General features: G+C 63.3%; 19 protein-coding genes. 13 read left to right on the top strand and 6 right to left on the bottom strand.

From position 1 onward, the window contains the following. The first annotated feature begins 37 nt into the window (after window positions 1-37). The 8 genes from AC07UB_RS15545 to AC07UB_RS15580 all read left to right on the top strand — a co-directional run bounded on the left by AC07UB_RS15545 (window position 38) and on the right by AC07UB_RS15580 (window position 9,716). On the top strand, window positions 38-859 hold the full coding sequence (locus tag AC07UB_RS15545; RefSeq protein WP_492790358.1) for an ABC transporter ATP-binding protein: 822 nt from the start codon (window positions 38-40) through the stop codon (window positions 857-859). Further along, the gene (locus AC07UB_RS15550) at window positions 856-2,787 is read left to right on the top strand and encodes a long-chain fatty acid--CoA ligase (RefSeq protein ID WP_492790359.1); all 1,932 of its coding nucleotides are present in this window, start codon (window positions 856-858) and stop codon (window positions 2,785-2,787) included. The genes AC07UB_RS15545 and AC07UB_RS15550 overlap by 4 nt, the downstream gene beginning before the upstream one ends. After that, window positions 2,784-3,677 carry a branched-chain amino acid ABC transporter permease gene (locus tag AC07UB_RS15555; protein WP_492790360.1) on the top strand — a complete coding sequence of 298 codons (894 nt, stop codon included), beginning with the start codon at window positions 2,784-2,786 and terminating at the stop codon, window positions 3,675-3,677. The genes AC07UB_RS15550 and AC07UB_RS15555 overlap by 4 nt, the downstream gene beginning before the upstream one ends. A 2-nt stretch (window positions 3,678-3,679) precedes the next feature. Then, window positions 3,680-4,753, top strand: coding sequence for a branched-chain amino acid ABC transporter permease (locus tag AC07UB_RS15560; protein ID WP_492790361.1), 1,074 nt, complete (start codon window positions 3,680-3,682; stop codon window positions 4,751-4,753). 67 nt (window positions 4,754-4,820) lie between these two features. Further along, window positions 4,821-6,101 (top strand): ABC transporter substrate-binding protein, encoded by a 1,281-nt coding sequence (locus AC07UB_RS15565; RefSeq protein ID WP_492790362.1) that lies wholly within the window; start codon window positions 4,821-4,823, stop codon window positions 6,099-6,101. 160 nt (window positions 6,102-6,261) lie between these two features. Next, the gene (locus AC07UB_RS15570) at window positions 6,262-7,101 is read left to right on the top strand and encodes an ABC transporter ATP-binding protein (RefSeq protein ID WP_492790363.1); all 840 of its coding nucleotides are present in this window, start codon (window positions 6,262-6,264) and stop codon (window positions 7,099-7,101) included. Window positions 7,102-7,224: 123 nt separating this feature from the next. Then, on the top strand, window positions 7,225-8,457 hold the full coding sequence (locus AC07UB_RS15575; RefSeq protein WP_494654559.1) for a phenylacetate--CoA ligase family protein: 1,233 nt from the start codon (window positions 7,225-7,227) through the stop codon (window positions 8,455-8,457). Window positions 8,458-8,510: 53 nt separating this feature from the next. Continuing rightward, the gene (locus tag AC07UB_RS15580; RefSeq protein ID WP_494654557.1) at window positions 8,511-9,716 is read left to right on the top strand and encodes a CaiB/BaiF CoA transferase family protein; all 1,206 of its coding nucleotides are present in this window, start codon (window positions 8,511-8,513) and stop codon (window positions 9,714-9,716) included. 12 nt (window positions 9,717-9,728) lie between these two features. Here AC07UB_RS15580 and AC07UB_RS15585 read toward each other — a convergent pair whose 3' ends face one another. Together AC07UB_RS15585 and AC07UB_RS15590 are read right to left on the bottom strand one after the other, a co-directional pair. Continuing rightward, on the bottom strand, window positions 9,729-11,183 hold the full coding sequence (locus tag AC07UB_RS15585; protein ID WP_494654555.1) for a hypothetical protein: 1,455 nt from the start codon (window positions 11,181-11,183) through the stop codon (window positions 9,729-9,731). Between the two features lie 438 nt (window positions 11,184-11,621). Continuing rightward, a complete protein-coding gene (locus tag AC07UB_RS15590) occupies window positions 11,622-13,025 on the bottom strand; it encodes an amidase family protein (RefSeq protein ID WP_494654553.1) in 1,404 nt (467 codons plus the stop codon). A gap of 169 nt (window positions 13,026-13,194) precedes the next feature. Here AC07UB_RS15590 and AC07UB_RS15595 point away from each other — a divergent pair, with 169 nt between their 5' ends. Beyond that, window positions 13,195-13,557, top strand: coding sequence for a hypothetical protein (locus AC07UB_RS15595; protein ID WP_494654551.1), 363 nt, complete (start codon window positions 13,195-13,197; stop codon window positions 13,555-13,557). Here AC07UB_RS15595 and AC07UB_RS15600 read toward each other — a convergent pair. The 4 genes from AC07UB_RS15600 to AC07UB_RS15615 form a co-directional block, all read right to left on the bottom strand. Next, a complete protein-coding gene (locus AC07UB_RS15600; protein WP_492790369.1) occupies window positions 13,554-15,065 on the bottom strand; it encodes a tripartite tricarboxylate transporter permease in 1,512 nt (503 codons plus the stop codon). The two genes, AC07UB_RS15595 and AC07UB_RS15600, sit on opposite strands and share 4 nt — an antisense overlap. Before the next feature lie 24 nt (window positions 15,066-15,089). Beyond that, window positions 15,090-15,629, bottom strand: a complete 540-nt coding sequence (locus AC07UB_RS15605) for a tripartite tricarboxylate transporter TctB family protein (RefSeq protein WP_492790370.1) — start codon at window positions 15,627-15,629, stop codon at window positions 15,090-15,092. Window positions 15,630-15,716: 87 nt separating this feature from the next. Further along, window positions 15,717-16,700: a Bug family tripartite tricarboxylate transporter substrate binding protein gene (locus AC07UB_RS15610; RefSeq protein WP_492790371.1), complete on the bottom strand. Its 984-nt coding sequence runs from the start codon at window positions 16,698-16,700 to the stop codon at window positions 15,717-15,719. Between the two features lie 98 nt (window positions 16,701-16,798). Continuing rightward, on the bottom strand, window positions 16,799-18,010 hold the full coding sequence (locus AC07UB_RS15615) for a pyridoxal-phosphate-dependent aminotransferase family protein (RefSeq protein ID WP_494654548.1): 1,212 nt from the start codon (window positions 18,008-18,010) through the stop codon (window positions 16,799-16,801). Between the two features lie 216 nt (window positions 18,011-18,226). Between AC07UB_RS15615 and AC07UB_RS15620 the strand changes: the two genes are divergently transcribed. From AC07UB_RS15620 to AC07UB_RS15635, 4 genes are all read left to right on the top strand, one after another. Then, on the top strand, window positions 18,227-18,970 hold the full coding sequence (locus AC07UB_RS15620; protein WP_494654546.1) for a GntR family transcriptional regulator: 744 nt from the start codon (window positions 18,227-18,229) through the stop codon (window positions 18,968-18,970). A gap of 149 nt (window positions 18,971-19,119) precedes the next feature. Beyond that, on the top strand, window positions 19,120-22,119 hold the full coding sequence (locus tag AC07UB_RS15625; protein ID WP_494654544.1) for an FAD-binding and (Fe-S)-binding domain-containing protein: 3,000 nt from the start codon (window positions 19,120-19,122) through the stop codon (window positions 22,117-22,119). A gap of 2 nt (window positions 22,120-22,121) precedes the next feature. Further along, entirely contained in the window at window positions 22,122-22,553 is a 432-nt protein-coding gene (locus AC07UB_RS15630) for a GlcG/HbpS family heme-binding protein (RefSeq protein WP_494654542.1), read from the top strand. A gap of 17 nt (window positions 22,554-22,570) precedes the next feature. Next, window positions 22,571-23,755, top strand: a complete 1,185-nt coding sequence (locus AC07UB_RS15635) for a CaiB/BaiF CoA transferase family protein (protein WP_494654540.1) — start codon at window positions 22,571-22,573, stop codon at window positions 23,753-23,755. The last annotated feature ends 19 nt before the right edge of the window (window positions 23,756-23,774 follow it).

A 23,774-nucleotide genomic window follows, 5' to 3' on the forward strand; every position in this document is an offset into this window, starting at 1 on the left:
AAAGAGCGCGCCAAGCGCCGTATCTGGGAGGAACTGAGTGTCGTACGCGTTGGAGGTACGGGGAGTCTCACTGCGGTTTGGCGGCGTCCGCGCGCTGACCGATGTGAGCTTCGGCGTCAACGAAGGCGAGTTGTTCTCGATCATCGGCCCCAACGGCGCCGGCAAGACCTCGATCGTCAACTGCGTATCCGGCCGCTACACCCCGACCGAGGGACAGCTTTTCTATCAGGGCCGCGACATCACCGGCCTCAAGCCCAATGCCCGCGCGGCACTCGGCATCGGCCGCACATTCCAGAATCTCGCGCTGTTCCACCACATGACCGTGCTCGACAACATCATGGTCGGCCGGCATCACCTCCTGAAAAACAATTTCATCACCGGCTCGCTGTACTGGCTGACCGGCGCGCGGCGCGAGGAACTCGAGCACCGCCGCAAGGTCGAGGAGATCATCGACTTCCTCGATCTCCAGTCGGTGCGCAAGGCGACCGCCGGCACCCTCTCCTACGGCCTGCGCAAGCGCGTCGAACTCGCGCGCGCCATGGCGCTCGAACCCAAACTCATTCTTCTCGATGAGCCGATGGCCGGCATGAACTTCGAGGAGAAGGAAGACATGGCCCGCTACATCGTCGATCTCAACGAAGAGTACGGGATGACGGTGATGATGATCGAGCACGACATGGGGGTGGTGATGGACATTTCCCATCGCGTCACCGTGCTGGATTTCGGCCGCAAGATCGCGGAAGGCCTGCCCGCCGACGTGCTGGACGATCCGCATGTGCGCAAGGCCTATCTCGGCGAGGAGGACGAGGTGCTCGATGCCCTCGACGACACGCTCCCGGTTGCGGAGGCCGCGTCATGATGGATTACACAGGCCGCGTCGCGCAGGCCGACACCTATCCGAAAATGCTGCGGCTGAACGCCAGGGACAACGGCAAAGACATCGCGCTGCGCGAAAAGGATTTCGGTCTCTGGCGCGTCTTCACCTGGGACGACTACCAGAACCGCGTCCGTGATTTCACGCTGGGCATGGTTGAGCTTGGGATCAAGCGCGGCGATGTCATCGGCATCATCGGCGACAACCGGCCGGACTGGGTCGCCGCTGAAATCGCGGCCCACGCCATCGGCGGCATGTCGCTCGGCATGTACCGTGAATCGCTTCCCGAAGAAGTGCTGTACCTTTTGACCTACGGCGAAACCAAGATCGTGTTCGCCGAGGACGAGGAACAGGTCGACAAGCTGCTCGAACTCGGCGACCGCGCGCCGCATCTCAAACACATCGTCTATTCCGATCCGCGCGGCATGCGCAAATACAGCGACCCGCGCCTGATCGAGGCCGACGTGCTGGCGAAGATGGGACGCGACCGCGCCGCCCGCGAGCCGCAGTTTTACGACCAGCTCGTGGACGCGACGAAGAGCGACGACGTCGCCATTCTCTGCACCACATCGGGCACCACGTCGAACCCCAAGCTCGCGATGCTGACCGCCGGCAGCGTGCTGCGCCACTGCGCGACTTATCTCTCGTTCGATCCCAAAGGTCCGGACGACGAATACGTTTCGGTGCTGCCGCTGCCCTGGATCATGGAGCAGGTCTACGCGCTCGGCAAAGGGCTGCTGAGCCGGATGAAGGTGAACTTCGTCGAACAGTCCGACACCATGATGAACGACTTCCGCGAGATCGCGCCGACATTCGTGCTGTTCGCGCCGCGGATCTGGGAAGCCATCGCCGCCGACGTCCGCGCCCGCGTGATGGACGCCTCGGCGATGAAACAGACCCTGTATGAAACCGGCATGAAGGCCGGGCTCTCGGCGCTTGACGCGGGCAAGAAGTCTGTGGTCGCGGAAACGCTGGTGTTCCGCGCGCTGCGCGACCGTCTCGGGTTTACGCGGCTGCGCTCGGCAGCGACCGGCGGCGCAGCACTTGGTCCGGACACGTTCAAGTTTTTCCGCGCCATGGGCGTGCCGCTGCGCACGCTCTACGGCCAGACCGAAACGCTCGGCGCGTTCACCCTGCATCCGGCCGATGCCGTCGATCCCGACACCACCGGCGTGCCGATGGGCGAAACCATCGAGATCCAGATCGTGGACCCCGACGTCAACGGCGTCGGCGAGATCGTCGTGCGTCATCCGAACATGTTCACCGGCTACTACAAAAACGAAGCCGCGACCGCCGTCGACATGCGCGACGGCTGGATGCATTCCGGCGATGCGGGCTACTTCAACAAGGCCAAGCAGCTTGTGGTGATCGACCGTATCAAGGACCTGGCGCAGACCGCGCGCGGCGACCGCTTCTCGCCGCAATACATCGAGAACAAGCTGAAATTCTCGCCCTACGTCGCCGAGGCCGTGGTGCTGGGCGACGGACGTGATTACCTCGCGGCGATGATCTGCATCCGCTTCTCGATCGTCTCGAAGTGGGCGGAGAAGAACCGGATTTCCTTCACCACCTACACCGACCTCGCCTCGCGCCCCGAGACCTATGAACTGCTGCGCAAGGAAGTCGAAGCCGTCAACGCCTCGCTGCCGCCCGCGCAGCGCATTTCCAAGTTCCTGCTGCTGTACAAGGAACTCGATGCCGACGACGGCGAACTGACGCGCACGCGAAAAGTCCGCCGCACCGTCATCAATGAGAAGTACGCCGACATCATCAATGCCATCTACGGCGACAGGCCCGACATCGACATCGATACCGTGATCCGCTTCCAGGACGGCACCACCCAGCGCATCCGCTGCACGCTGCCGGTGATCGACCTCGGCACGCGCCACAAGACGGCGGAGGCCGCAGAGTGAACACCCAGCTTCTCATCCAGCTCCTGATCAACGGCCTCGTCGTCGGCACGCTTTATGGCGTCGTCGCGATGTCGTTCGTGCTGATCTACAAGGCCACGCAGGTGGTCAACTTCGCGCAGGGCGAACTGCTGCTGATCGGCGCATGGGTGTGCTGGTTCCTGCTGACAAAGTATCAGGTGCCGTTCTGGATCGGTATGCCGATCACGCTCGTCTTCATGTTCATCTTCGGCATCCTGATCCAGCTCATCATCCTGCGCCCGATGATCGGCGAGCCGATCATTTCCGTCATCATGGTGACGATCGCGCTGTCCACGGTGTTCTCGGCGCTGATGAAATGGATGTTCGGCGTCAACCTTCAGCCGTTCCCGAAAATCTTCAACACCCAGCTCGTCAATATCTTCGGGATGCAGGTGCAGACCGTCTACATCCTCAGCCTCGCGGTGTCGGTGGCGATGATGGGCGGCATGGCGTGGTTCTTCAAGGTTTCCAAGTACGGCCTCGCCATGCGCGCGACCGCATTCAACCAGCAGGTCGCCCAATCGCTCGGGATCTCCGTGAAGAGCGTGTTCGCGATGGCGTGGGCGATTTCCGCAACGGTGTCGGCAGTGGCCGGCGTCGTCGTCGCGGTGGTCAACGGCGTGTCGGCGGGCCTCGCCGCCTACGGCATCAAGGTGTTCCCGGCAGCGATCCTCGGCGGCCTCGACAGCGTCGGCGGCGCGGTGCTCGGCGGCATCATCATCGGGCTGCTTGAGAATCTCGCGCACTTTGTCGACAGCGAATACCTGCACTGGGGCAACCTGTTCGAGATCGCGCCATTCTACGCGCTCATCATCATCCTCATGATCAAGCCTTACGGCCTGTTCGGCACCAAAGACATCGAGCGGATCTGATCATGGCTGGCCACACCCTTCTCCCCGCAGGCGATTACCGCACCACTTACGCGGCGGACACCACTGTGTTTCCGACCACGACCAGCCGCAACGCGATGATCGTCGGTATCGTGCTGATTTGTTTCGCGCCTTATGTGCTGAACGAATACGCGCTGAGCCTGCTGATCCAGATCGGCATTTTCGGCATCGCCGCGCTCGGCCTCAACATCGTGGTCGGCTTCACCGGCCAGATTTCCATAGGCCACGCGGCGTTCTTCGGCTTCGGCGCGTTTACCTCCGCCTATGTGTCGAGCAAGCTGCACGTTCCGGTGTTCTTCGCCATTCCGCTTTCCGGTCTCGTCACCGCGCTCGTCGGCCTGATCTTCGGCCTGCCCGCCGCGCGGCTGAAAGGACTTTATCTGGCCATCGCCACGCTGGCCGCGCAGTTCATCCTGCTCGACTTCTTCTCGCGCGCCGAATGGTTCACCGGCGGCAGCGTGCCCGCGCACGCGGACGCCTTCTCGATCTTCGGCAAGACGCTGCGCGGCGACCGGCAATATTTCTACGTGGTGCTGGCCTACGTGATCGTCTGCTATCTGTTCGTCACCAACCTGATGCGGACGCGCGACGGACGCGCGCTGGTCGCGGTGCGCGATCACTATCTCTCCGCCGAGATCATGGGCATCAATCTCACCAAATACCGCACGCTGTCGTTCGGCCTCGCGGCATTCTTCGCCGGCGTCGGCGGCGCGCTTTACGCGCATTACAATCAGGTGGTCTCCAACGAAGGCTTCGGCATCGACCGCTCCATCATCTTCCTCGCCATGATCATCATCGGCGGCATCGGATCGATCATGGGCACCCTGCTCGGCACCGCGTTCATGGTCCTGCTGCCGGAATCGATGGAATGGATCAGCGCAGCACTCAGCGGCAGCTCGATCGATCAAGCCCTCGGCCTCAAGAACAACATCGCTTTCTTGCGCGAGATGGCCATCGGCGTCATCATTATCGTCTTTCTGATTTTTGAGCCGGACGGGCTTGCCCACCGGTGGCGGCAAATCAAGGCTTACTGGAAACTCTACCCGTTCTCGCATTGAGGTCGGAACGGGACAAAACAAGAAGACCTCGCAAGAAATCTCAAGAGGAAACCGGAGGACTACGCTTATGACCATGACGAAATTATTGAGTACGGCGTCGCTCGCCCTGCTGCTCGGCAGTACGGCCGGCGTCGCTCAGGCGCAAGTCTCGCTCGGCCATCTGGCCGATTATTCCGGCGCGACGTCCGACGTCGGCACGCCGTTCGGCCAGGGCGTCGCGGACACGTTCGCCTACGTCAACAAGAACGGCGGCATCGACGGCAAGCCGGTGAAGGTCGACACCGTCGACTACGGCTATCAGGTGCCGCGCGCCATCGCGCAGTACAAGAAATGGTCCGGCTCCGACAAGGTCGCCGCCATTCTCGGATGGGGCACCGCCGATACCGAAGCCCTCACCGGCTTCCTGTCGGAAGACAAGATTCCGGACATCTCGGGCTCCTACGCAGCGGCGCTTTCGGACCCGACCGGCGCCGGCGGCAAGGGCAAGCCCGCGCCTTACAACTTCTTCTACGGCCCGAGCTACTCGGACGCGCTGCGCGGCATGTTGACGTGGGCCGCGGACGACTGGAAGTCCAAGGGCAAGTCCGGCAAGCCGAAATACGTTCACATGGGTGCGAACCATCCGTATCCGAACGCGCCGAAGGCAGCCGGTGAGGCGCTCGCCGCCGAACTCGGCTTCGAGGTGCTTCCGGCGATTGTGTTCGCCCTCACCCCCGGCGACTACAGCGCGCAGTGTCTCACGCTGAAGAGTTCGGGCGCGAACTACGCCTATCTCGGCAACACCGCCGGCTCCAACATCTCGGTGCTGAACGCGTGTAAGGCCGCGGGTACCGACGTCCAGTTCATGGGCAACGTCTGGGGCATGGACGAGAACGCCGCGAAGGCCGCCGGCACCGCCGCCGATGGCGTGGTGTTCCCGCTGCGCACCGCTGTGGCATGGGGCGGCAACGCACCCGGCATGAAGATGGTCCAGGAGATCTCCAAGATGTCCGACGCGGCCGGCACGGCTTACCGTCCGGTGCACTACGTCGCGGGCGTCTGCACCGCGCTGTACATGAAGGAAGCCGTCGAATGGGCCGCCAAGAACGGCGGCGCGGTCGGCGAGAACGTCAAGAAGGGCTTCTACCAGAAGAAGGATTGGGTGCCGGCCGGTATGGAAGGCGTCTGCAATCCCTCGACCTGGACCGACAAGGATCACCGTCCGACGCTCAAGGTCGACATCTACCGGATGAAGGTCTCCGGCGCGACCGATGCGTCCGTCGCTGATCTCGTCAAGGCGGGCACGGTCAAGCTCGAGAAGGTGAAGACCGTCGATCTGCCGCGCAAGAACGAATGGCTCGGCTGGTAACACCCTGCTCCCTCTCCCCGCTTTGCGGGGAGAGGGTTGGGGTGAGGGGCACACAACTCCCGGTTCGGAGCATCGCCCCTCACCCGAACCCTTCGCTAGGCTCAGGCTTCGACCTCTCCCCGTAAACAGGGAGAGGTTCAGAAAACCCAGGACGACCACCGTGCAAACAGCCGCTGAACAAGATGCCCGACCGGCCGCCGCAGCAACTGCCGCGCCGCTGCTCGCCGTGCGCAATATCGAGGTGGTTTACGACAACGTCATCCTCGTGCTGCGCGGCCTGAGCATGGACGTGCCGAAGGGCGCAATCGTCGCGCTGCTGGGCGCCAACGGCGCGGGCAAGTCGACCACGCTGAAGGCGATCTCCGGCCTGCTCAAGACCGAGGACGGTGAAGTCACCCGCGGCGAAATCGTATTCGACGGCGAGCGCATCGACGGCATCGATCCCGACAAGATCGTGCGTCGCGGCATCTTTCAGGTGATGGAAGGCCGCCGCATTATCTCGGACATGACGTCGCTGGAAAATCTGCGGCTCGGCGCCTTTACGCGCAGCGACAAGAATGTCGATGACGACATCGACATGGTCTACAAGTATTTCCCGCGCCTCAAGGAGCGCACCGGCCTCGCCGGGTATCTCTCCGGCGGCGAACAGCAGATGCTGGCGATCGGCCGCGCCATGATGGCGCGCCCGAAAGTGATCCTGATGGACGAGCCGTCGATGGGTCTGTCGCCGCTGCTGGTCAAGGAAGTTTTCGGCATCATCAAGCAGATCAACCGTGACCTCGGTGTCACCATCCTGCTCGTCGAGCAGAATGCGCGCGCAGCGCTGTCGGTGGCGAGCCATGGTTACATCATGGAGCAAGGCAAGGTTGTGCTCGACGGCACCGCCGCCGAACTGCGCGACAACGAAGACGTCAAGGAATTCTATCTCGGCGGCGCGGGCGATCAGCGCAAGAGCTTCAAGAACCTCAAGAGCTTCAAACGCCGCAAGCGCTGGCTGTAACGTCATTGCGAGCGCGGCGAAGCAATCCACGGATGGCCGACACCGAGTCGCGATGAGAATTGAAGCAGAGACTGGATTGCTTCGGCGCTTCGCTCCTCGCAATGACGAATAAATGGACCGTCAATGACTAGCCACTTCGACGCCCTCGAAACACGCTCGCCGCAGGAGCGCGACACCGAACTGTTCATGCGGTTGCCGGACCTGCTGCGCGCAGCCGCGAAGGCTCCGGCCTATGCCGAGCGTCTCAAGGGTATCGACCTCGCGACCATCACGGACCGCGCGGCGCTGGCGACATTGCCGGTGCTGCGCAAATCGGAATTGCCTGCCTTGCACAAGGCAACGCCGCCGTTCGGCGGCTTCGTCCATGCGCATACCGGATCGTTCGGGCGGCTGTTCACCTCGCCCGGCCCCATCTTCGAGCCCGAGTCCGTCAGCCTCGATGCGTGGCGCGGCGCGCGCGCGCTGTACGCCGCCGGCTTCCGCCCCGGCGATGTCGTGCTCAACACCTTCAGCTACCACCTGACGCCGGGCGGCTTCATCTTCGACGGCGCGGCCCGCGCGCTCGGATGCGCGGTGATTCCCGCCGGCCCTGGCAATACCGAACAGCAGTTCGAACTGATCGAGGCCTATCGCCCCGCCGCCTATACCGGCACGCCGGATTTTCTCAAGATCCTGCTCGACGCTGCCGACAAGGCGGGCCGCGACGCATCCTCGATCAAGCGCGCGCTTGTGTCAGGCGCTGCGTTTCCAAAATCACTTCAAGACGAAATGAAAGCGCGCGGTATCGACGCCTATCAGATGTTCGGCACCGCCGACCTCGGCGTCGTGGCCTATGAGACCTCCGCGCGCGAAGGCCTTGTGGTCAACGAAAACATCATCGTCGAAATCGTCAGGCCCGGAACCGGCGAACCGGTCGCGGACGGCGATGTCGGCGAGATCGTGGTCACGACGCTGGACCCGCATCATCCGTGGGTTCGCCTGGCGCTCGGCGATCTCAGCGCGGTCCTTGCCGGACAAAGCCCCTGCGGCCGGACCAACATGCGCATCAAGGGCTGGATGGGCCGCGCCGATCAAACCGCGAAGGTCAAGGGCATGTTCGTTCGTCCCGAGCAGATCGCCGAAGTCGGCAAACGGCACCCCGAACTGGGGCGGCTTCGCCTCATTGTCACCCGCGACAACGAGGCCGATGTGATGACGCTGTCGGCGGAAACCGCAACCCCCGGCGATGCATTGCGGGATGCGGTTGCGTCCACCCTGCGTGCCGTGACAAAGCTGCAGGGCAATGTCACTCTGGTCGCCCCGGGCGCGCTGCCGAACGACGGCAAGGCGATCTCGGACGAACGCAAAAACGATTAGCGGGCCCCCACCCACCGGCGGTCCCGAAGCAAGAAACAAGGGAATACGCCGAAATGGGCCAGGGAATTTTCGAGGGTCTCAAGGTCATCGACTGTGCGAGCTTCATCGCCGCGCCGTCGTCCGCCACCGCGCTGTCCGATTTCGGGGCCGACGTCATCAAGATCGAGCCGCCGGGCGCGGGCGATCCGGTCCGCAACCTGCCCAACCTGCCGGGATACCCGATCAGCCCGCACAACTATGCGTGGATGCTGGAAGGCCGCAACAAGAAGAGCCTCGCGCTCGATCTCTCCAAGCCCGAGGGCCAGGCCGTGCTGCGCAAGCTCGCCGCCGAGTGCGACGTGTTCATCACCAACTTTCCACCGCCTGTGCGCAAGAAGCTCGGCGTCACCTGGAAGGATCTCGCTCCGCTCAACGACCGGCTGATCTATGCGTCGTTCACCGGCTACGGCGAGACCGGCGCGGAAGCCGACAAGCCGGGCTTCGACAGCAACGCGTGGTGGGCGCGTTCCGGCCTGATGGACCTCGTGCGCGAAACCGACGAATCCACGCCCGCACGCTCGATGCCCGGCATGGGCGACCATCCCTGCGCGATGTCTTTGTTCGCCGGTATCGTCACCGCGCTGTACCAGCGCGAGCGCACCGGCAAGGGTACACAAGTGATGTCGAACCTCATGGTCAACGGCATCTGGTCCAACGGCATCTATGCGCAGGCCGCACTCTGCGGCGCGACCTTCCAGAAGCGTCCGCCGCGCGACCGCGCACTCAATGCCGTCACCTGCCATTACAAATGCGCCGACGACCGCTGGATCATCCTGTCGCTTCTCAACGAGGAGAAGCAGTTTCCCGTCTTCACCAAGGTGATCGAGCGCGAAGACCTGCTGGCCGATCCTCGGTTCGAGACCAAGGTGGCGCGTCACAAGCATGCGCCGGAACTGATCGCGATTCTCGACAAGGTGTTCGCGACCAAGCCCCTCGCCTACTGGCGCAAGGCTCTTGACGGCAACGGCTTGATCTTCGGCGTGGTCGGCATTCCGACTGACATTCCAGACGACGAACAGATGCGTGTGACGGAGGCCGTCGTACCGTTTGCTGACAGCGAGTTGCGCACCATCAACACGCCGATCTTCATCGAAGGCGCAAAGAAAGTGCAGCCGCGCATGGCGCCGAATGTCGGGCAGAACAGCGACGAGGTGCTGAGTGCTGCGGGCTTCACGGCGGCGGAGATCGCCAAGATGCGCGCCGCAGGGATTGTGGCGTAACAACGCAACGGGTCATTTCGGAAAACAGAACCCGGTGCGCGATGCAGTCGCGCCGGGGAGCGGCTGACACGTCAGTCCCTCCGCGCAGGTCCATGACGCAAAGCTCTTGTCCGGTGCAGCATCGGCGGCCGGCGCGGCACACACCGCACCCCAGCCGTTGACGTAGGTGGTGCCGGCCAGTTCATGCGAACGGCGCGGCTGCGGACGCGCAGAAAATCCGCGCGAGAAGTCCGGCGTACGGCCGTCGCGAAACGCCGCGAGAATGTCGCGGCGGCGCTCCTGATCGCCGAAGAAATGCGGCGACGCGGCCGCCACGACGCTGGCCGATGGCCGCCCCGGACGCTCAAGACCCGTGACATGAAAGCCGCCGACCGCGCGGGTGCGGTGACATCCGGCGCAGGTCATGTCGTCGAGACGGCGCGCGAAGCCTGCCGGCGACAGGGTGTTCTGGAGCGGCGCGTTCGCCGAGACTCGCGCCAGCGCGGCTACGATGTCGTCGTCCGCGAACAGATCGCGCGCCGCGCTATCGACATCGACATGCGACGGCGTTTGGTTGATTGCGCTCATGGCCAGAAAACGATCCGGCAGCACGACCGTGCCGCGATCGAAGTCTGCAAGGTGCGCGGGATCGAGCAGCCATGCTCTGAAGTCAGCGGCGAGTGTCGCATCCGAACGAATCCGCGCAACGTCGATCTGGTTTTCCAGCGGCGACTCGTTGAAGCGCGCAGCTTGCGGATCGTAACGGAACACCTTCATCAGATAATCCGCCCTGCCTTCGAAATCATTCGCATCGGCCGACGCCCGCGCGACCTGAACGTTGATCTCGATGCGGTCGATGGCCTCGCGCGCGATCCATTCCAGCGCGCCGCCACTGGCCGTCAGGGTTGCACCTGCATCCGCAGGAAGCGGATCACCCAATGCCAGCCATCGTTTCGCCAGTTCGCCACAGGTCAGCCCGCCTGCATTGGCGGGCCTCGCCTTCATGATGAGGCTCAGCGTCATCGGCAGCCGCGACGGAGGCCTGTCCTTGTTCGTGGACTCGTGGTTCGTAATGGGGCGATAGACCAGACGTATTTCACCGCATTCGCCGGGCGACACATAGGCGCGGTCCATCCGGTTGACGACGCCGACGAGTTCAAAGCGCGTGTCCGGTGCATTGAGCGCGTCGCGGTCGAACAGATTGACCTTGTCGGTCCCATCCTTGTGCGCAACGACATAGCTGTTGAAGTCGCGGTCGGTCGCGGCCTGAACGGTCGCCATCGACGGCAGCGCGAACAGGCCTGCGCTCGAACTGCCGGCGTCCGCGCCGAGAAGCCGCGCGAGAGATAACCTTGCACCGTCGAGCGCGCGCAAAATCTCGGGATCGGTGATCGCAGCGCCGCGCTCCATTGTGCCCGCATGGCTCTGCGTGGCCGCGAGAACCACCGGCAGGCAAAGCAATATCCAGAGGGCCGCGCGAATTCGCATGCGACCCTTCTGCGACGCCGTTCGCCCCTTGCCAAGTCAAAGGATGGAGAGGGGTGGCGCTGCGGCATTTTGGTTGGACGGCCCCGCCCCCGAACCGGTTCAACGGAGAATCCCTCCGGAATGCCAAGGCGTTGGCTGCGAATCGGTTGGCGGTGGAAAATTTCATCGCCCGGCGGGACTCACGCTGAACTATTGGCTAGCATCGCCGTTGGTGACTGCCGGGCACGCAGACAGGAAACGCACCATGACCACGGTCAAAGCAGTATCTGCGGCTGTTTCATTTGCGGAGCAAATGCAACACGCCCGCGAACTCGTCGTGGAGGGCCACCGGCTGCTTCACGTGGCCAACCGCGATCTCAAGGCCGGACGAAGCGTGGTGCGGCGCACGCAGCAGCTGCTTTCCGAAACCGAAAGTGTCTTCCGCGCCAAGCGCCGCCTTCAGGCCAGCACGGGATCGATCGGGCTTGCCGGCACGCCGCCCGCCTCAACGGCTTCGCCTGCCGCCAGGCAAAGGTCTTCCCTGTAACGGCCCGCGACGATCTGAACGCCGACAGGCACGCGCCCGACCAGCCCCGTCGAGACGGTGAGCCCCGGCATTCCGATGAACGGCAGCGCGATCTGTGGCATCTGCGCCCGAAGCACCCGGTGCAACGAGGCCTCGCCTTTCAGATCGAGTTGCCATTCGAACGGCAGTTCTCCGCAAGGCGGCATCACGATCACCGCGGAGGTCTCGAAAAACATTTCCCAAGCACGCACCAGCGTCGCGCGCCGGGTCAGCAGCCTCGAGAACGTAGCAAGATCGAGCGCCCGCGCGACCTTCTCCTGATCGCGAAGAATGGCCAGCGCTCCGGGATCGCCCTCGCGCTCGGCGGCATCCCGCAGGGCGTCATAGCCATCCGACAGCCAGAGTTTCATTTGCAGATCGGCCGCCTCGGCGAAGGGCGGAATGTCGGTGATCTCGTCGACGATCCAGCCCGCCCGCTCCAGCCGCTTGCCGGCGTCGGCAACGGCATCGCTGACCGTCTTCGCGGTCTCCAGACCATCCGGACGCAGGCAGATCGCCGCGCGTTTCTCGCGCGCCGGCCCTTCCAGCGGCGCGGGCACCCACCACGGATCGCGCGGATCGCGCCTCGACATCGCGTGAAACGCCAGCCGCACGTCCCCGACAGTGCGCGCGATCGGACCCGAGACAGCCGTGATCTGTGGACCGATGGGGCGCTCCGGCGATGACGCATTAAAGGCCGGGATGCGGCCAACGGTCGGCCGCAGGCCATGCACCCCGCAGGCATATGCCGGGTAGCGGATCGAGCCTGCGATGTCGGTGCCGTGGGCGATGTGGCCGATGCCGGCCGTGACGGCCGCCGCAGCACCACCGGATGAGCCGCCCGGCGTGATCGATGGATCGCGCGGGTTTTTCGTGTCGCCGTGCAACAAATTCGTCGTGAACCACCGGGCAGAAAAGGCCGGCGCGTTGGTGCGTCCGACGATGACCGCGCCTGCCTTGAGCAGATTGTCCACCACCGGGCTGTTGGTCTGCGCCACCAGGTCACGCTGCAACTTCAGCCCGTTCGTGGTAGCGAATCCGGCCTGATCGACGTTGACCTTGGTCGTAACGGGAACACCGCCGAGCGCGCCGGGATCTTCGCCCCTGGCGATCATGGCGTCGATAGCGTCCGCCTGCGCCAGCGTCTCCTCGGGCCGGTGAGCGACGACCGCGTTGATCGCGGGATTGACCGCGTTCAATCGATCGAGAGCGGCCGATGCGGCTTCTCTGGCCGAGAGTTTTCGAGACCGGATGTGCGACGCAAGTTCAGTAGCCGGGAGTCGCCAGATGTCGTTCATTGCAAATCCTGTCGCGAGTCATATCCAGATGCCGTTGCCGTCCCGGCTTCACGGCCACTATAGTAGCGGCGAAACGCTGGCACTCAATGGCTACACCTTGATTTCAGTATTCCGGGACCGCTGCGTCCCAGCCCTCAGATTTTATTTTAAACCGTCAGGATTTCGAACAATGAAACCGATCATCATGTCCGCCATCGCAGCGATCTTTCTGGGTGCAACCGGCCCGGCCTTCGCCGCCGAACCCGGCGACAAGGTCAATATCTCCATCGAGAAGTGGCGCAAGCCCGGCTCCAACAATATCGGGACCGCCGACATCACCGTCACCAACGACAATGATTTCGCGGTGAAGGACATTCGCGTGAAGTGCGATTACATGTCCAAGACCGGCGGCCGCAAGATCGAGACCGATCAGCGGCTGGCGCTGACCGTCAAGCCGAAGACGACGAAGCTGTTCAAGAAGACCAAGTTTCCCTTCATCGATCAGGAAGCCGCGACAGGCTCGTGCAAAGTCACCGGCGCGACGCAGGGTTAAGCCCGCGCCGGACTTGGTTTGCGCCGGAACATGTCGAAGACCTTGTCGATCACCGGCCAGAACAGCAGCACGATGGCGAGCGTCGTGATGGTGCCGACGAGGCCGTTCGACCAGAACACCTTCACGGTGCCGCCCGACCCGATCATGGCGAGACGGAATGCGTCCTCGGCGCGGCTGCCGAGCACCAGCGCCAGCGTGAACGGCGCCAGCGGAATGCCGATCTTCTTGAAAACGTAGCCGACCACGCCGAACAGCAGCATCAGCCAGATGTCGAACATCGCGTTCTGGATGGCGTAAGCGCCGATGGCGCAGGACACCACGATCATCGGCGCGATGGCCGCGAACGGCACGCGCAGGATCGACGCGAAAATGGGCACGGTCGTCAATACCAATATGAGGCCGACGACGTTGCCGAGATACATCGACGCGATCAGGCCCCAGACGAAATCCTTGTGCTCCACGAACAGCAGCGGGCCGGGATTGAGCCCCCACACCATCAGGCCGCCGAGCAGGATCGCCGCGGTGCCGGAGCCGGGAATGCCGAGCGCCAGCATCGGCAGCAGCGCCGCCGTGCCCGAGGCATGGGCGGCGGTTTCCGGCGCGAACACGCCCTCGATGCGGCCCTTGCCGAACGACTCCTTGTCCTTGGAAAAACGCTTGGCGAGATTGTAACCCATGAACGACGCCGCGATCGCGCCGCCCGGCGTGATGCCGAGCCAGCAGCCGATCACCGACGAGCGCAGCAGCGTCGCCCAATACTTCGGCAAGCTCTTCCAGACATCGATAACCGTGCGCAGGCTGATGCGCGCCGCATGGCCGCGCAGCGCAAGCCGCTCCTCCATCGTCAGCAATATCTCGCTGATGCCGAACAGGCCGATCACCGCGACGAGGAAGTTGACGCCGCGCAGCAGATCGGTCGAACCGAAGGTCATGCGCAATTGACCCGACACGGTGTCGAGACCGACGCCGGCCAGCAGCAGGCCGAGCGCCATGGAGATGATGGTCTTGTGCTTGGCCTCGCGGCCGAGCCCCACGAACGAACAGAAGGTCAGCAGATAGACCGCGAAGAATTCAGGTGGCCCGAATTTGAGCGCGAAACCGGCGATGCTTGGCGCGAGAAACGTGATCAGCATCACCGCGACCAGCGAGCCGATGAACGACGAGGTGAACGCGGCGGTCAGTGCTTCCGCGGCCTGGCCGTTCTGCGCCATCGGATAACCGTCGAACGTGGTCGCGACCGACCATGCCTCGCCCGGAATATTGAACAGGATCGAGGTGATCGCGCCGCCGAACAGCGCGCCCCAGTAAATGCAGGACAGCATGACGATGGCCGACGTCGGGTCCATCGTGAAGGTCAGCGGCAGCAGGATCGCCACGCCGTTGGGGCCGCCGAGCCCCGGCAGCACGCCGACGAAGATGCCGAGCACGAGCCCGACCATCATCAGCGCGAGAATCTTCCAGGTGAAGAGAACCGCGAAGCCGTGAAACAACAGGCCGAGTGCTTCCATGATCGTGTCCTACCGGCCTGTTGCTTAGCGTCCGAAGACCGCTTCGAGCGGTCCCTTCGGCATGATGACGTCGAACGCGATGTCGAAGACCCCGAACATGATCGCGACGAAAATGAAGGCGGTCAGCAGCGACTTCCACCACGCGATCTTGCCGATGATCGCCATGAAGCCTGCAATGAGAAGGAAGCTGGCGACATAAAGCCCGAGCCATTGCATCGCCAGACAAAACAGCAGCGTCGGCACGAACACCTGCATGACCCGCCGCAACTGCGCGCGGGTGACGAAGGTGTCCAGTCCCTCGGCGCGCCTCATCACAAGTCCGGCGAGGCCGTAAAGGGCTGCGCCGCCGAGAATGATGGAGAGATAGAACGGGAAATAGCCGGCCTGCGGGCCGGTCGAATCCCACGACGCGCCGGTGCGCCAGTTGTCCCAGCCGAGTAGCAGGGCCAGCGCGAACAGCAACACCATGACCACCGCTTCGACGGTGCGGGTGTTGGTGACGGCGGGCGAATTTTCATCCGGCGCTGTCGGATCCTCGACGACGATTTCAATGTCTTGGGCCATGTCGGGAATCCGCGGCGATCTTGAGAGAGATGAGTAAAATCTGACGCCGCCGCTTGGACAGCGGCGCCAGATCCCCGATGGACGAGGTTAGTTTGCGACGAAACCCGCTTCAGTCATGAGTGACTTGTTCAGGGCATCGTCCTCTTCAAGGAACTTGAGCATCTCTTTTCCGGTCATGAAGACCGGTTTCAGAGCCTGCTTCTCCATGTAGTCCTTGTATTCCGGCGTCTGGGTAATCTTCTTCGACAGATCGACATAGAATTCGGTCTGTTCCGGCGTCGCCTTGCCGGGCAGGAACAGTGCACGCAGCATCAGATACTGCATGTCGAGTCCCTCTTCCTTGCAGGTCGGGATGTCGTTCCACGACTGCGTCTCGGTGACCTTGGTCTTGTACGAGATGCGCTCCTTGTCGAACACGCAGAGCGCACGCACCTGACCGGCGCGCCACACTTCGAGGTTCTCGGACGGATTGTTGACGTTGGCTTCGGTGTGGTTGCCGACGAGCTGGGTCGCCGCTTCGCCGCCCGACTTGTAAGGCAGATAGGAGAACTTCGCGCCGGTCTTCTTTTCCATGAACACCGTCAGCACGTGGTCCTCACGCTTGGAGCCGGTGCCGCCCATCTTGAACGGCGTGCTCGACGCCTTGGCGGCGGCGATGAAATCCTTCACGGATTTCGCGCCTGCCGCATTGTCCCACAGCACGAACTGGTCCATCGCAACCACCGACACCGGCGTGAGGTCGCGCCAGTTGAACGGGATTTTCGCCGACAGCGGCAGCATGTAGATCAGCGAATAGGCGATCAGCACCTTGTTCGGATCGCCCTCGCTGCCCTTCATGTACATCAGCGCTTCCGCGCCGGATGCGCCGCCCTTCAGCGAGACGATGACGGGCTGCTTCATCAGGTTATTTTTCTGGATCGCGGCCTGCATCATGCGCGCCATCTGGTCGGATGCGCCGCCGGCGCCGGCGGCGACGACGATTTCGACAGGCTTGGCCGGTTCCCACGCAACAGCCGGCGCACTGGCCGCCATCATCGCAAGCACGCTTGTGGCCTTGATGAGAGTCTTCATGCGGTCTTCTCCCTGTAACTTTCTGAATCCGGGCGTTGCCGGACCTTGGTTTGTGCTTCCGCTATGCTGCGGATTTGAATTCAGTGCGGGCAGCGGCCTTACGCCACCGCCGTCTTGGCAAGTGCCGGCGACGCATCGCGCCCCGTCAAAACCTCCATCGCCGCCATCACGCCGCCCTTGCGGTGCGGCACCTTGGCCAGACCGAGCGCCATCTCGACGCCGGCCAGCGTGCCCATCAGCATGAGGTCGTTGAAATGTCCGAGATGCCCGATGCGGAACACCTTGCCCTTGACCTTGCTGAGACCCGAACCCAGCGACATGTCGAAATTCTCCAGCGTCACCTTGCGGAACTGGTCGGCGTCGTGGCCTTCCGGCATCAGCACGGCCGTGGTGATCGGGGAATATTCCAGCGGCTCGAGGCAAAGATTTTCAAGACCCCATGCCGACACCGCCGCGCGCGTCGCCGCCGAATAGCGCTTGTGGCGGGCGAACACGTTGTCCAGCCCCTCCTCCAGCAGCATCGCGACCGCTTCCTTGAGGCCGTACAGCAGGTTGGTCGCAGGCGTGTAGGACCACGAGCCGGTCTTGTTGGCATTGAGGATCTCGTGCCAGTCCCAATAGGACCGGATCGACGTGGCGGTTTTGGACGCGGCCAGCGCCTTTTCGGAGATCGCGTTGAAGCCGAGCCCCGGCGGCAGCATCAGCCCCTTCTGCGAACAGCAGACGGTGACGTCGACGCCCCAGCCGTCGTGATCGTATTCGATCGAGCCGAGACCCGAGATGGAATCCACCATCAGCAGCGCCGGATGCTTGACGCGGTCCATCGCCTTGCGAACCTCGTGGATGCGGCTGGCGACGCCGGTGGAGGTTTCGCTGTGCACCACCATCACGGCCTTGATAAGATGCTGCTTGTCCTTCGCAAGCCGCGCTTCGACCTCGGCCGCGCTGACGCCATGACGCCAGTCGCCGGGCACGAACTCGACCTCGATCTTCATGCGCTCGGCGAGCGCGCGCCACAGCGTCGCAAAGTGCCCGGTTTCGACCATCAGCACCTTGTCGCCCGGCGACAGCGTGTTGACGATGGCAGCTTCCCACGCGCCGGTGCCCGACGAGGGATAGATCACCACCGGGTTTTTGGTCTTGAAGATCTTCTTGGCGCCTTCGATCACCTCGAAGCCAAGCTGCGCAAATTCCGGCCCGCGATGATCGATGGTCGGCATGTCCATCGCCCGCAGCACGCGGTCGGGCACGTTGGTCGGTCCAGGAATCTGGAGGAAGTGCCGTCCAGTGTGGACAGAGGCATTGGACATCGTTGGCGCTCCCAAAACTCTTTTTGAATGCAACATTTGTGCATTGCGAGATTTTCTTGAAGAAGATTGTATTCAGATAATTCTTTTTCACAACCGAAATATCCGATACCTCTAAAGGAGTTGGGAATAACGCGGCAGCCTTCTCTGTATTTGCTGGATTTATTTGCTCGATCCCGCAGACTGACGCGCCGGCACAAGGTCGGGAGGCCTGAGATTTTGAATAATCTTTTGAGAGCCAATTCGCTGGAAGTCGTCGCGGCCGCGCCGTCGTCGCTGCACAGCGACCTGCTCAGCCAGATTCGCGACTTCATCGTTGAGGGGCATCTTGAGCCCGGCAGCCGCATTCCCGAGCGTGAACTGTGCGAACGGTTCGACGTGTCGCGCACGCCGCTGCGCGAGGCGCTCAAGGTTCTGGCCTCCGAAGGCCTGATCGAGCTGCTGCCCAATCGCGGCGCGCGCGTCCGCCAGTTTTCCGAAACCGACATCCGCAACCTGTTCGAGTTGCTCGCGGGTTTCGACTTCGTCGCGGGCAAGGCGGCGTGCGAGAAAATCTCCGACGCCGACATCGCCGCCATCGAACAGATGCATCTGGAGATGTACACGCACTATCTGCGGCAGGAAGTAGCGGATTATTTCCGCCTCAACCAGAAAATTCACCAGGCCATCGTCGATGCCGCCGCCAATCCGTTTCTGTCGTCGAGCTACGCCACTGCGAACGCCATCGTGAAGCGGCTGCGCTATTCAGCCAATCTCGTGCGCCGTGACCGCCTGAGCGACGCCATGCGCGAGCATGAAGCCATCGTCGATGCGCTGCGCCGCCGCGACGGCGATCAGATGAGCCGGCTGATGTTCGATCACATGCGCAAGAAGTGCGACGCCGTCTGCGAGTATCTGCTTGAGAACCAGCCGACCGAAAATCCCCCGGCGGACGTCGCGCCGCTGCGCGGCGAAGAGAGTTGAAGTCTCTGCTCGTCATTGCGAGCGAAGCGAAGCAATCCACCTCTTTTGGACCGAGAAAGACTGGATTGCTTCGTCGCAAACGCTCCTCGCAATGACGGCGTGTAATTGATTGGCCTCCGCGCGTACGAGAGTTAGGGCATCTGGAACAAATGGCTCATCAGAAAGCCGCGACCGGAAAGACCACGGCGCAGGACAGCGCCCTCGCCGCGCGCCTGACGCGCGAGATCGACGGCGATGTACTGTTCAATCCGTTCGACCTCGGGCGCTACGCCACCGACGCGTCGTTCTACCAGATCAAGCCGTTCGGCGTGGTCGTGCCCCGCACCGTGGACGATGCGCTGCGCGCCATGGCGATTGCGCGCGATGACGGACGCGTCGTCACGCCGCGCGGCGGCGGCACCTCGCAATGCGGCCAGACGGTCAATGACGGCATCGTCATCGATGTCTCGAAGCATCTGAACAAGCTCATCTCGCTCGATGTCGAGAAGCGCACCTGCGTGGTCGAACCCGGCATCGTGCTCGACGATCTCAACCGGCAGCTTAAAAAGTACGGCCTGTGGTTTCCGGTGGACGTCTCGACCGCGTCGCGCGCCACTATCGGCGGCATGGCGGGCAACAATTCCTGCGGCGGGCGTTCGCTGCGCTACGGCACCATGCGCGACAACACCATTGCGATGGACGCGGCGCTGGCCGACGGCACGCTGCTGCATTTCGGCGAGGTGCCGCGCGACATGGCGCGGCAGAATACCGAGATGCCGGGCCGCGACCTGTTTCGCGACATGCTGGCGATCGGCGAGCGCGAAGCGAACGAGATCGCGGCACGGTTTCCGCACGTGCAGCGCCGCGTCGGCGGCTACAATCTCGACGCGCTGACGCCGCAGCCGGTCAACAACATGGCGCACCTTCTGGTGGGCTCCGAAGGCACCCTCGCCTTCACCACGCGCGTCGAACTCAAGCTGTGGCCGCTGCTCGGCCCAAAAGTATTCGGCGTCTGCCATTTCGGCAGCTTCTACGAGGCGATGGACGCAGCCCAGCATCTGGTGAAGCTGAAGCCCATCGCGGTGGAACTGGTGGACCGCACCATGATCGCGCTCGGCCGCGATATCGCGATGTTCAGGCCGATCATCGAATCCGTGGTGAAAGGCGATCCGGATGCGCTGCTGATCGTCGAGTTCGCGGAAGCCGATCAGGCCGCGAACCTGCACAAGCTGCAGCAACTCGGCGACGTGATGGCCGGTCTCGGATTCGGCTGGGACAAGCTCAAGCAGCGCTGGGGCGGCGTGGTCGACGTCGCCGATCCCGCGATGCAGGCCGCGATCTCGGACTTCCGCACCTCCGGCCTCAACATCATGATGTCGATGAAGCAGGAAGGAAAACCTGTGTCCTTCGTCGAGGATTGCGCGGTGCCGCTGCCGCACCTCGCAGACTACACCGAGCGCCTGAACAAGATATTCGAGAAGCACGGCACGCGCGGCACCATGTATGCCCATGCGTCCGAAGGCTGCCTGCATGTGCGCCCGGTGCTGAACCTGAAGCTCGACACCGACGTCAGGGCGATGCGCGCCATCGCCGAAGAAACCTTCGCCATGGTGCGCGAGTATAAGGGCTCGCATTCCGGCGAACACGGCGACGGCCTCGTGCGCTCGGAATTTCACGCGCAGATGTTCGGCCCGAAAATCGTTCATGCCTTCGAGGAGGTGAAGGAGCGGTTCGATCCTGACAACACGCTCAACCCCGGCAAGATCGTGCATCCGCCGAAGATGGATGATCGCTCGCTGTTCCGTTATGCGCCCGGCTACAAGATCGAGAACATCACAACGGTGATGGATTGGTCGGCCTATCCCGGCGCCGCCGGCGGTTTCCAGGGCGCGGTCGAGATGTGCAACAACAACGGCGCGTGCCGCAAGCTCGAGGGCGGCGTGATGTGTCCGTCCTATCGCGCCACCCGCAACGAGAAGGACGTCACGCGCGGCCGCGCCAATACGCTGCGGCTGGCGATCTCCGGCCAGCTCGGCCCCGATGCATTGTCATCGGACGCCATGATGGAGACGATGAAGCTCTGCGTCTCCTGCAAGGCCTGCCGCCACGAATGCCCGACCGGTGTCGACATGGCCAAGATGAAAATCGAGGTGCTGGCGGCGCGCGTCGCAAAGCATGGCCTCACGCTGCGCGACCGGCTGGTGGGTTATCTGCCGCATTACGCAGGCTTGGCCTCCCGTTTTGCCTGGCTCGCGAACCTGCGCAACAAGAGCCAGATCCTGCGTTGGCTGTTCGAGGAAGTGGTCGGCATCAGCGCGGCGCGCGCGCTGCCGGAATTCCGGCGCGACGTGTTCGCGCCCACGGGCGAAGCGTTTGGCCCGGAAGGTGGCCGCGAGGTCGTGCTGTTCGCCGACACCTTTAACCGCGCCTATGAGCGTGAAAACCTCGACGCTGCGCTGCGCGTGCTGGTCGATGGCGGCTACCGCGTGCACCTGCCCCGCGCGAACGATGGCGGCAGGCCGCTGTGCTGCGGCCGCACCTTCCTCTCGGCTGGACTGGTCGAGAACGCGAAGGCCGAACTCGCGCGCGTAGTCGAAACGCTGATGCCCTTTGCCCAACGTGGCGTGCCCATCGTAGGGCTGGAGCCGAGCTGCCTGCTGACGCTGCGCGACGAACTGCTGTCGCTGCGCGCGGACGACGCCGCGAAGACCATCGGCGCCCACGCGCTGCTGTTCGAGGAATTTCTGGTTCGCGAGGCCGAAGCCGGCCGCCTGCAACTGCCGCTGGGAGCCATCGACAAGAGCGCGCTGGTTCACGGCCATTGCCATCAGAAGTCGTTCGGAGCCTTCGCGCCGGTGGAGAAAATCCTGCGGCTCGTCCCCGGACTCAAGGTCGAAAAGATCGAATCGAGCTGCTGCGGCATGGCCGGCGCGTTCGGCTACGGCGCGGACACTTATGATGTCTCCATGGAGATGGCTGAAGCATCCCTGCTGCCCGCTATACGCAAGGCTGACGATGACGCGCTGATCGTGGCCGATGGCACCTCCTGCCGCCATCAAATCAAGGACGGTTCAGACCGCGGCGCATTGCACGTCGCCCGCGTCCTTGCCATAAGTCTGGACAACGGCGCGGCGAAAGCCCCTGCACACCAATCTCTCACAAGGACATGATAATGACTGACCTGACCCTCGACGTTGCCCGCAAGATTTCCGATGCCGCGCTGGCCAAGTGCCGCGAGATGAAGCTGAAGCCGATGGCAATTGTCATTCTCGATGCGCGCGGCGCACTCAAGACCGTGGTGGCGGAAGACGGCACCAGCCTGATGCGCAGCGAAATCGCCCACGGCAAGGCCTACGGCGCGCTCGCGCTCGGCATGGGCTCGCGCGCGATCTTCAAGCGCGCCAACGAGCAGCCGTATTTCATCGACGCGATCAGCACCATGACGCGCGGAGCGATGATCCCGGTGCCCGGCGGCGTTCTCATCAATGACAAGAACGGCGCGCTGGTCGGCGCTATCGGCATCAGCGGCGACACCTCCGACAACGACGAGACCGCCGCGCTGGCCGGCATCGCCGCCGCCGGTCTTGTCGGCAACGCCGGATAATCCGCGCGGAGAATGACATGACGTTTCCGCGCGCCTCGGCCGCCCTGTCGCGATTTACGGTGCTGGACCTGACCCGGGTTCGCTCCGGGCCAACCGCCGTGCGGCAGCTTGCGGACTGGGGCGCGAACGTCATCAAGATCGATGCGCCGTCGGATGTCGCCGACAGCGAGCAGCCCGGCGGTCCCCGCGAAGGCCCGGACTTTCAGAACCTTCACCGCAACAAGCGCGCGATGACGCTGAACCTGAAAGACCCGAAGGGTCTCGATGTGTTCAAGCGCCTCGCCGCGAAGGCCGACGTTATCGTCGAGAACTTCCGGCCCGACGTGAAGACCAAGCTGGGCATCGATTACGCTGCCATCCGCGCGATCAATCCGGGCATCGTCTATGCCAGCATTTCCGGCTTCGGTCAGGACGGTCCTTATGCCAAGCGCCCCGGCTTCGACCAGATCGCGCAGGGCATGGGCGGGCTGATGTCGATCACCGGCCAGCCGGGACAAGGCCCGATGCGCGCCGGCATTCCGATCGCCGATCTCACCGCGGGACTCTTTTGCGCGCTCGGCGTTCTCACCGCGCTGCTGGAACGCGACGTCTCCGGCGAAGGCCAATGGGTGCAGACGTCGCTGTTGCAGGCGCAGATTTTCATGCTCGACTTTCAGGCCGCGCGCTGGCTGGTCGACGGCGACGTGCCGAAACAGGCCGGCAACAATCACCCGAACAGCATTCCCACCGGCGTGTTCAAGACCAGCGACAGCCATATCAACATTGCCACCGCGGGCGGGCGCATCTGGGAGCGGTTCGCGCAGGCCATCGACGCACCCGAGTTGGTGACACATCCCGATTACGCAACCATTTCGCTGCGCTCGAAGAACCGCAACGCGCTGAACGCCGAAATTGAAACACACATGATGAAGCGCCCGACCGACGAATGGGTGACCATCCTGAACGAGGCCGGCGTGCCTTGCGGCCCGATCTACGCCATCAACGAGGTGTTCAGCGACGAGCAGGTGAAGCACCTCGGCATCGCGCAGCAGTTGCCCGGCAACGGCAAACATCTTGTCGGCCAGCCGTTCACGCTGTCGCGCACGCCGAGCCGCTTTGCCGCCCGCCCGCCTCTCACGGGTGAACAGACCCGCGACGTGCTTGCCGAATTCGGCTTCAGTGAACAGGAGATCGCCTCGCTCCAGCAGAGCAAGGTCGTCTGAATTTTAAATCAAGGAATGT

It is taken from the genome of Afipia sp. GW821-FHT04G03, from assembly GCF_059419985.1.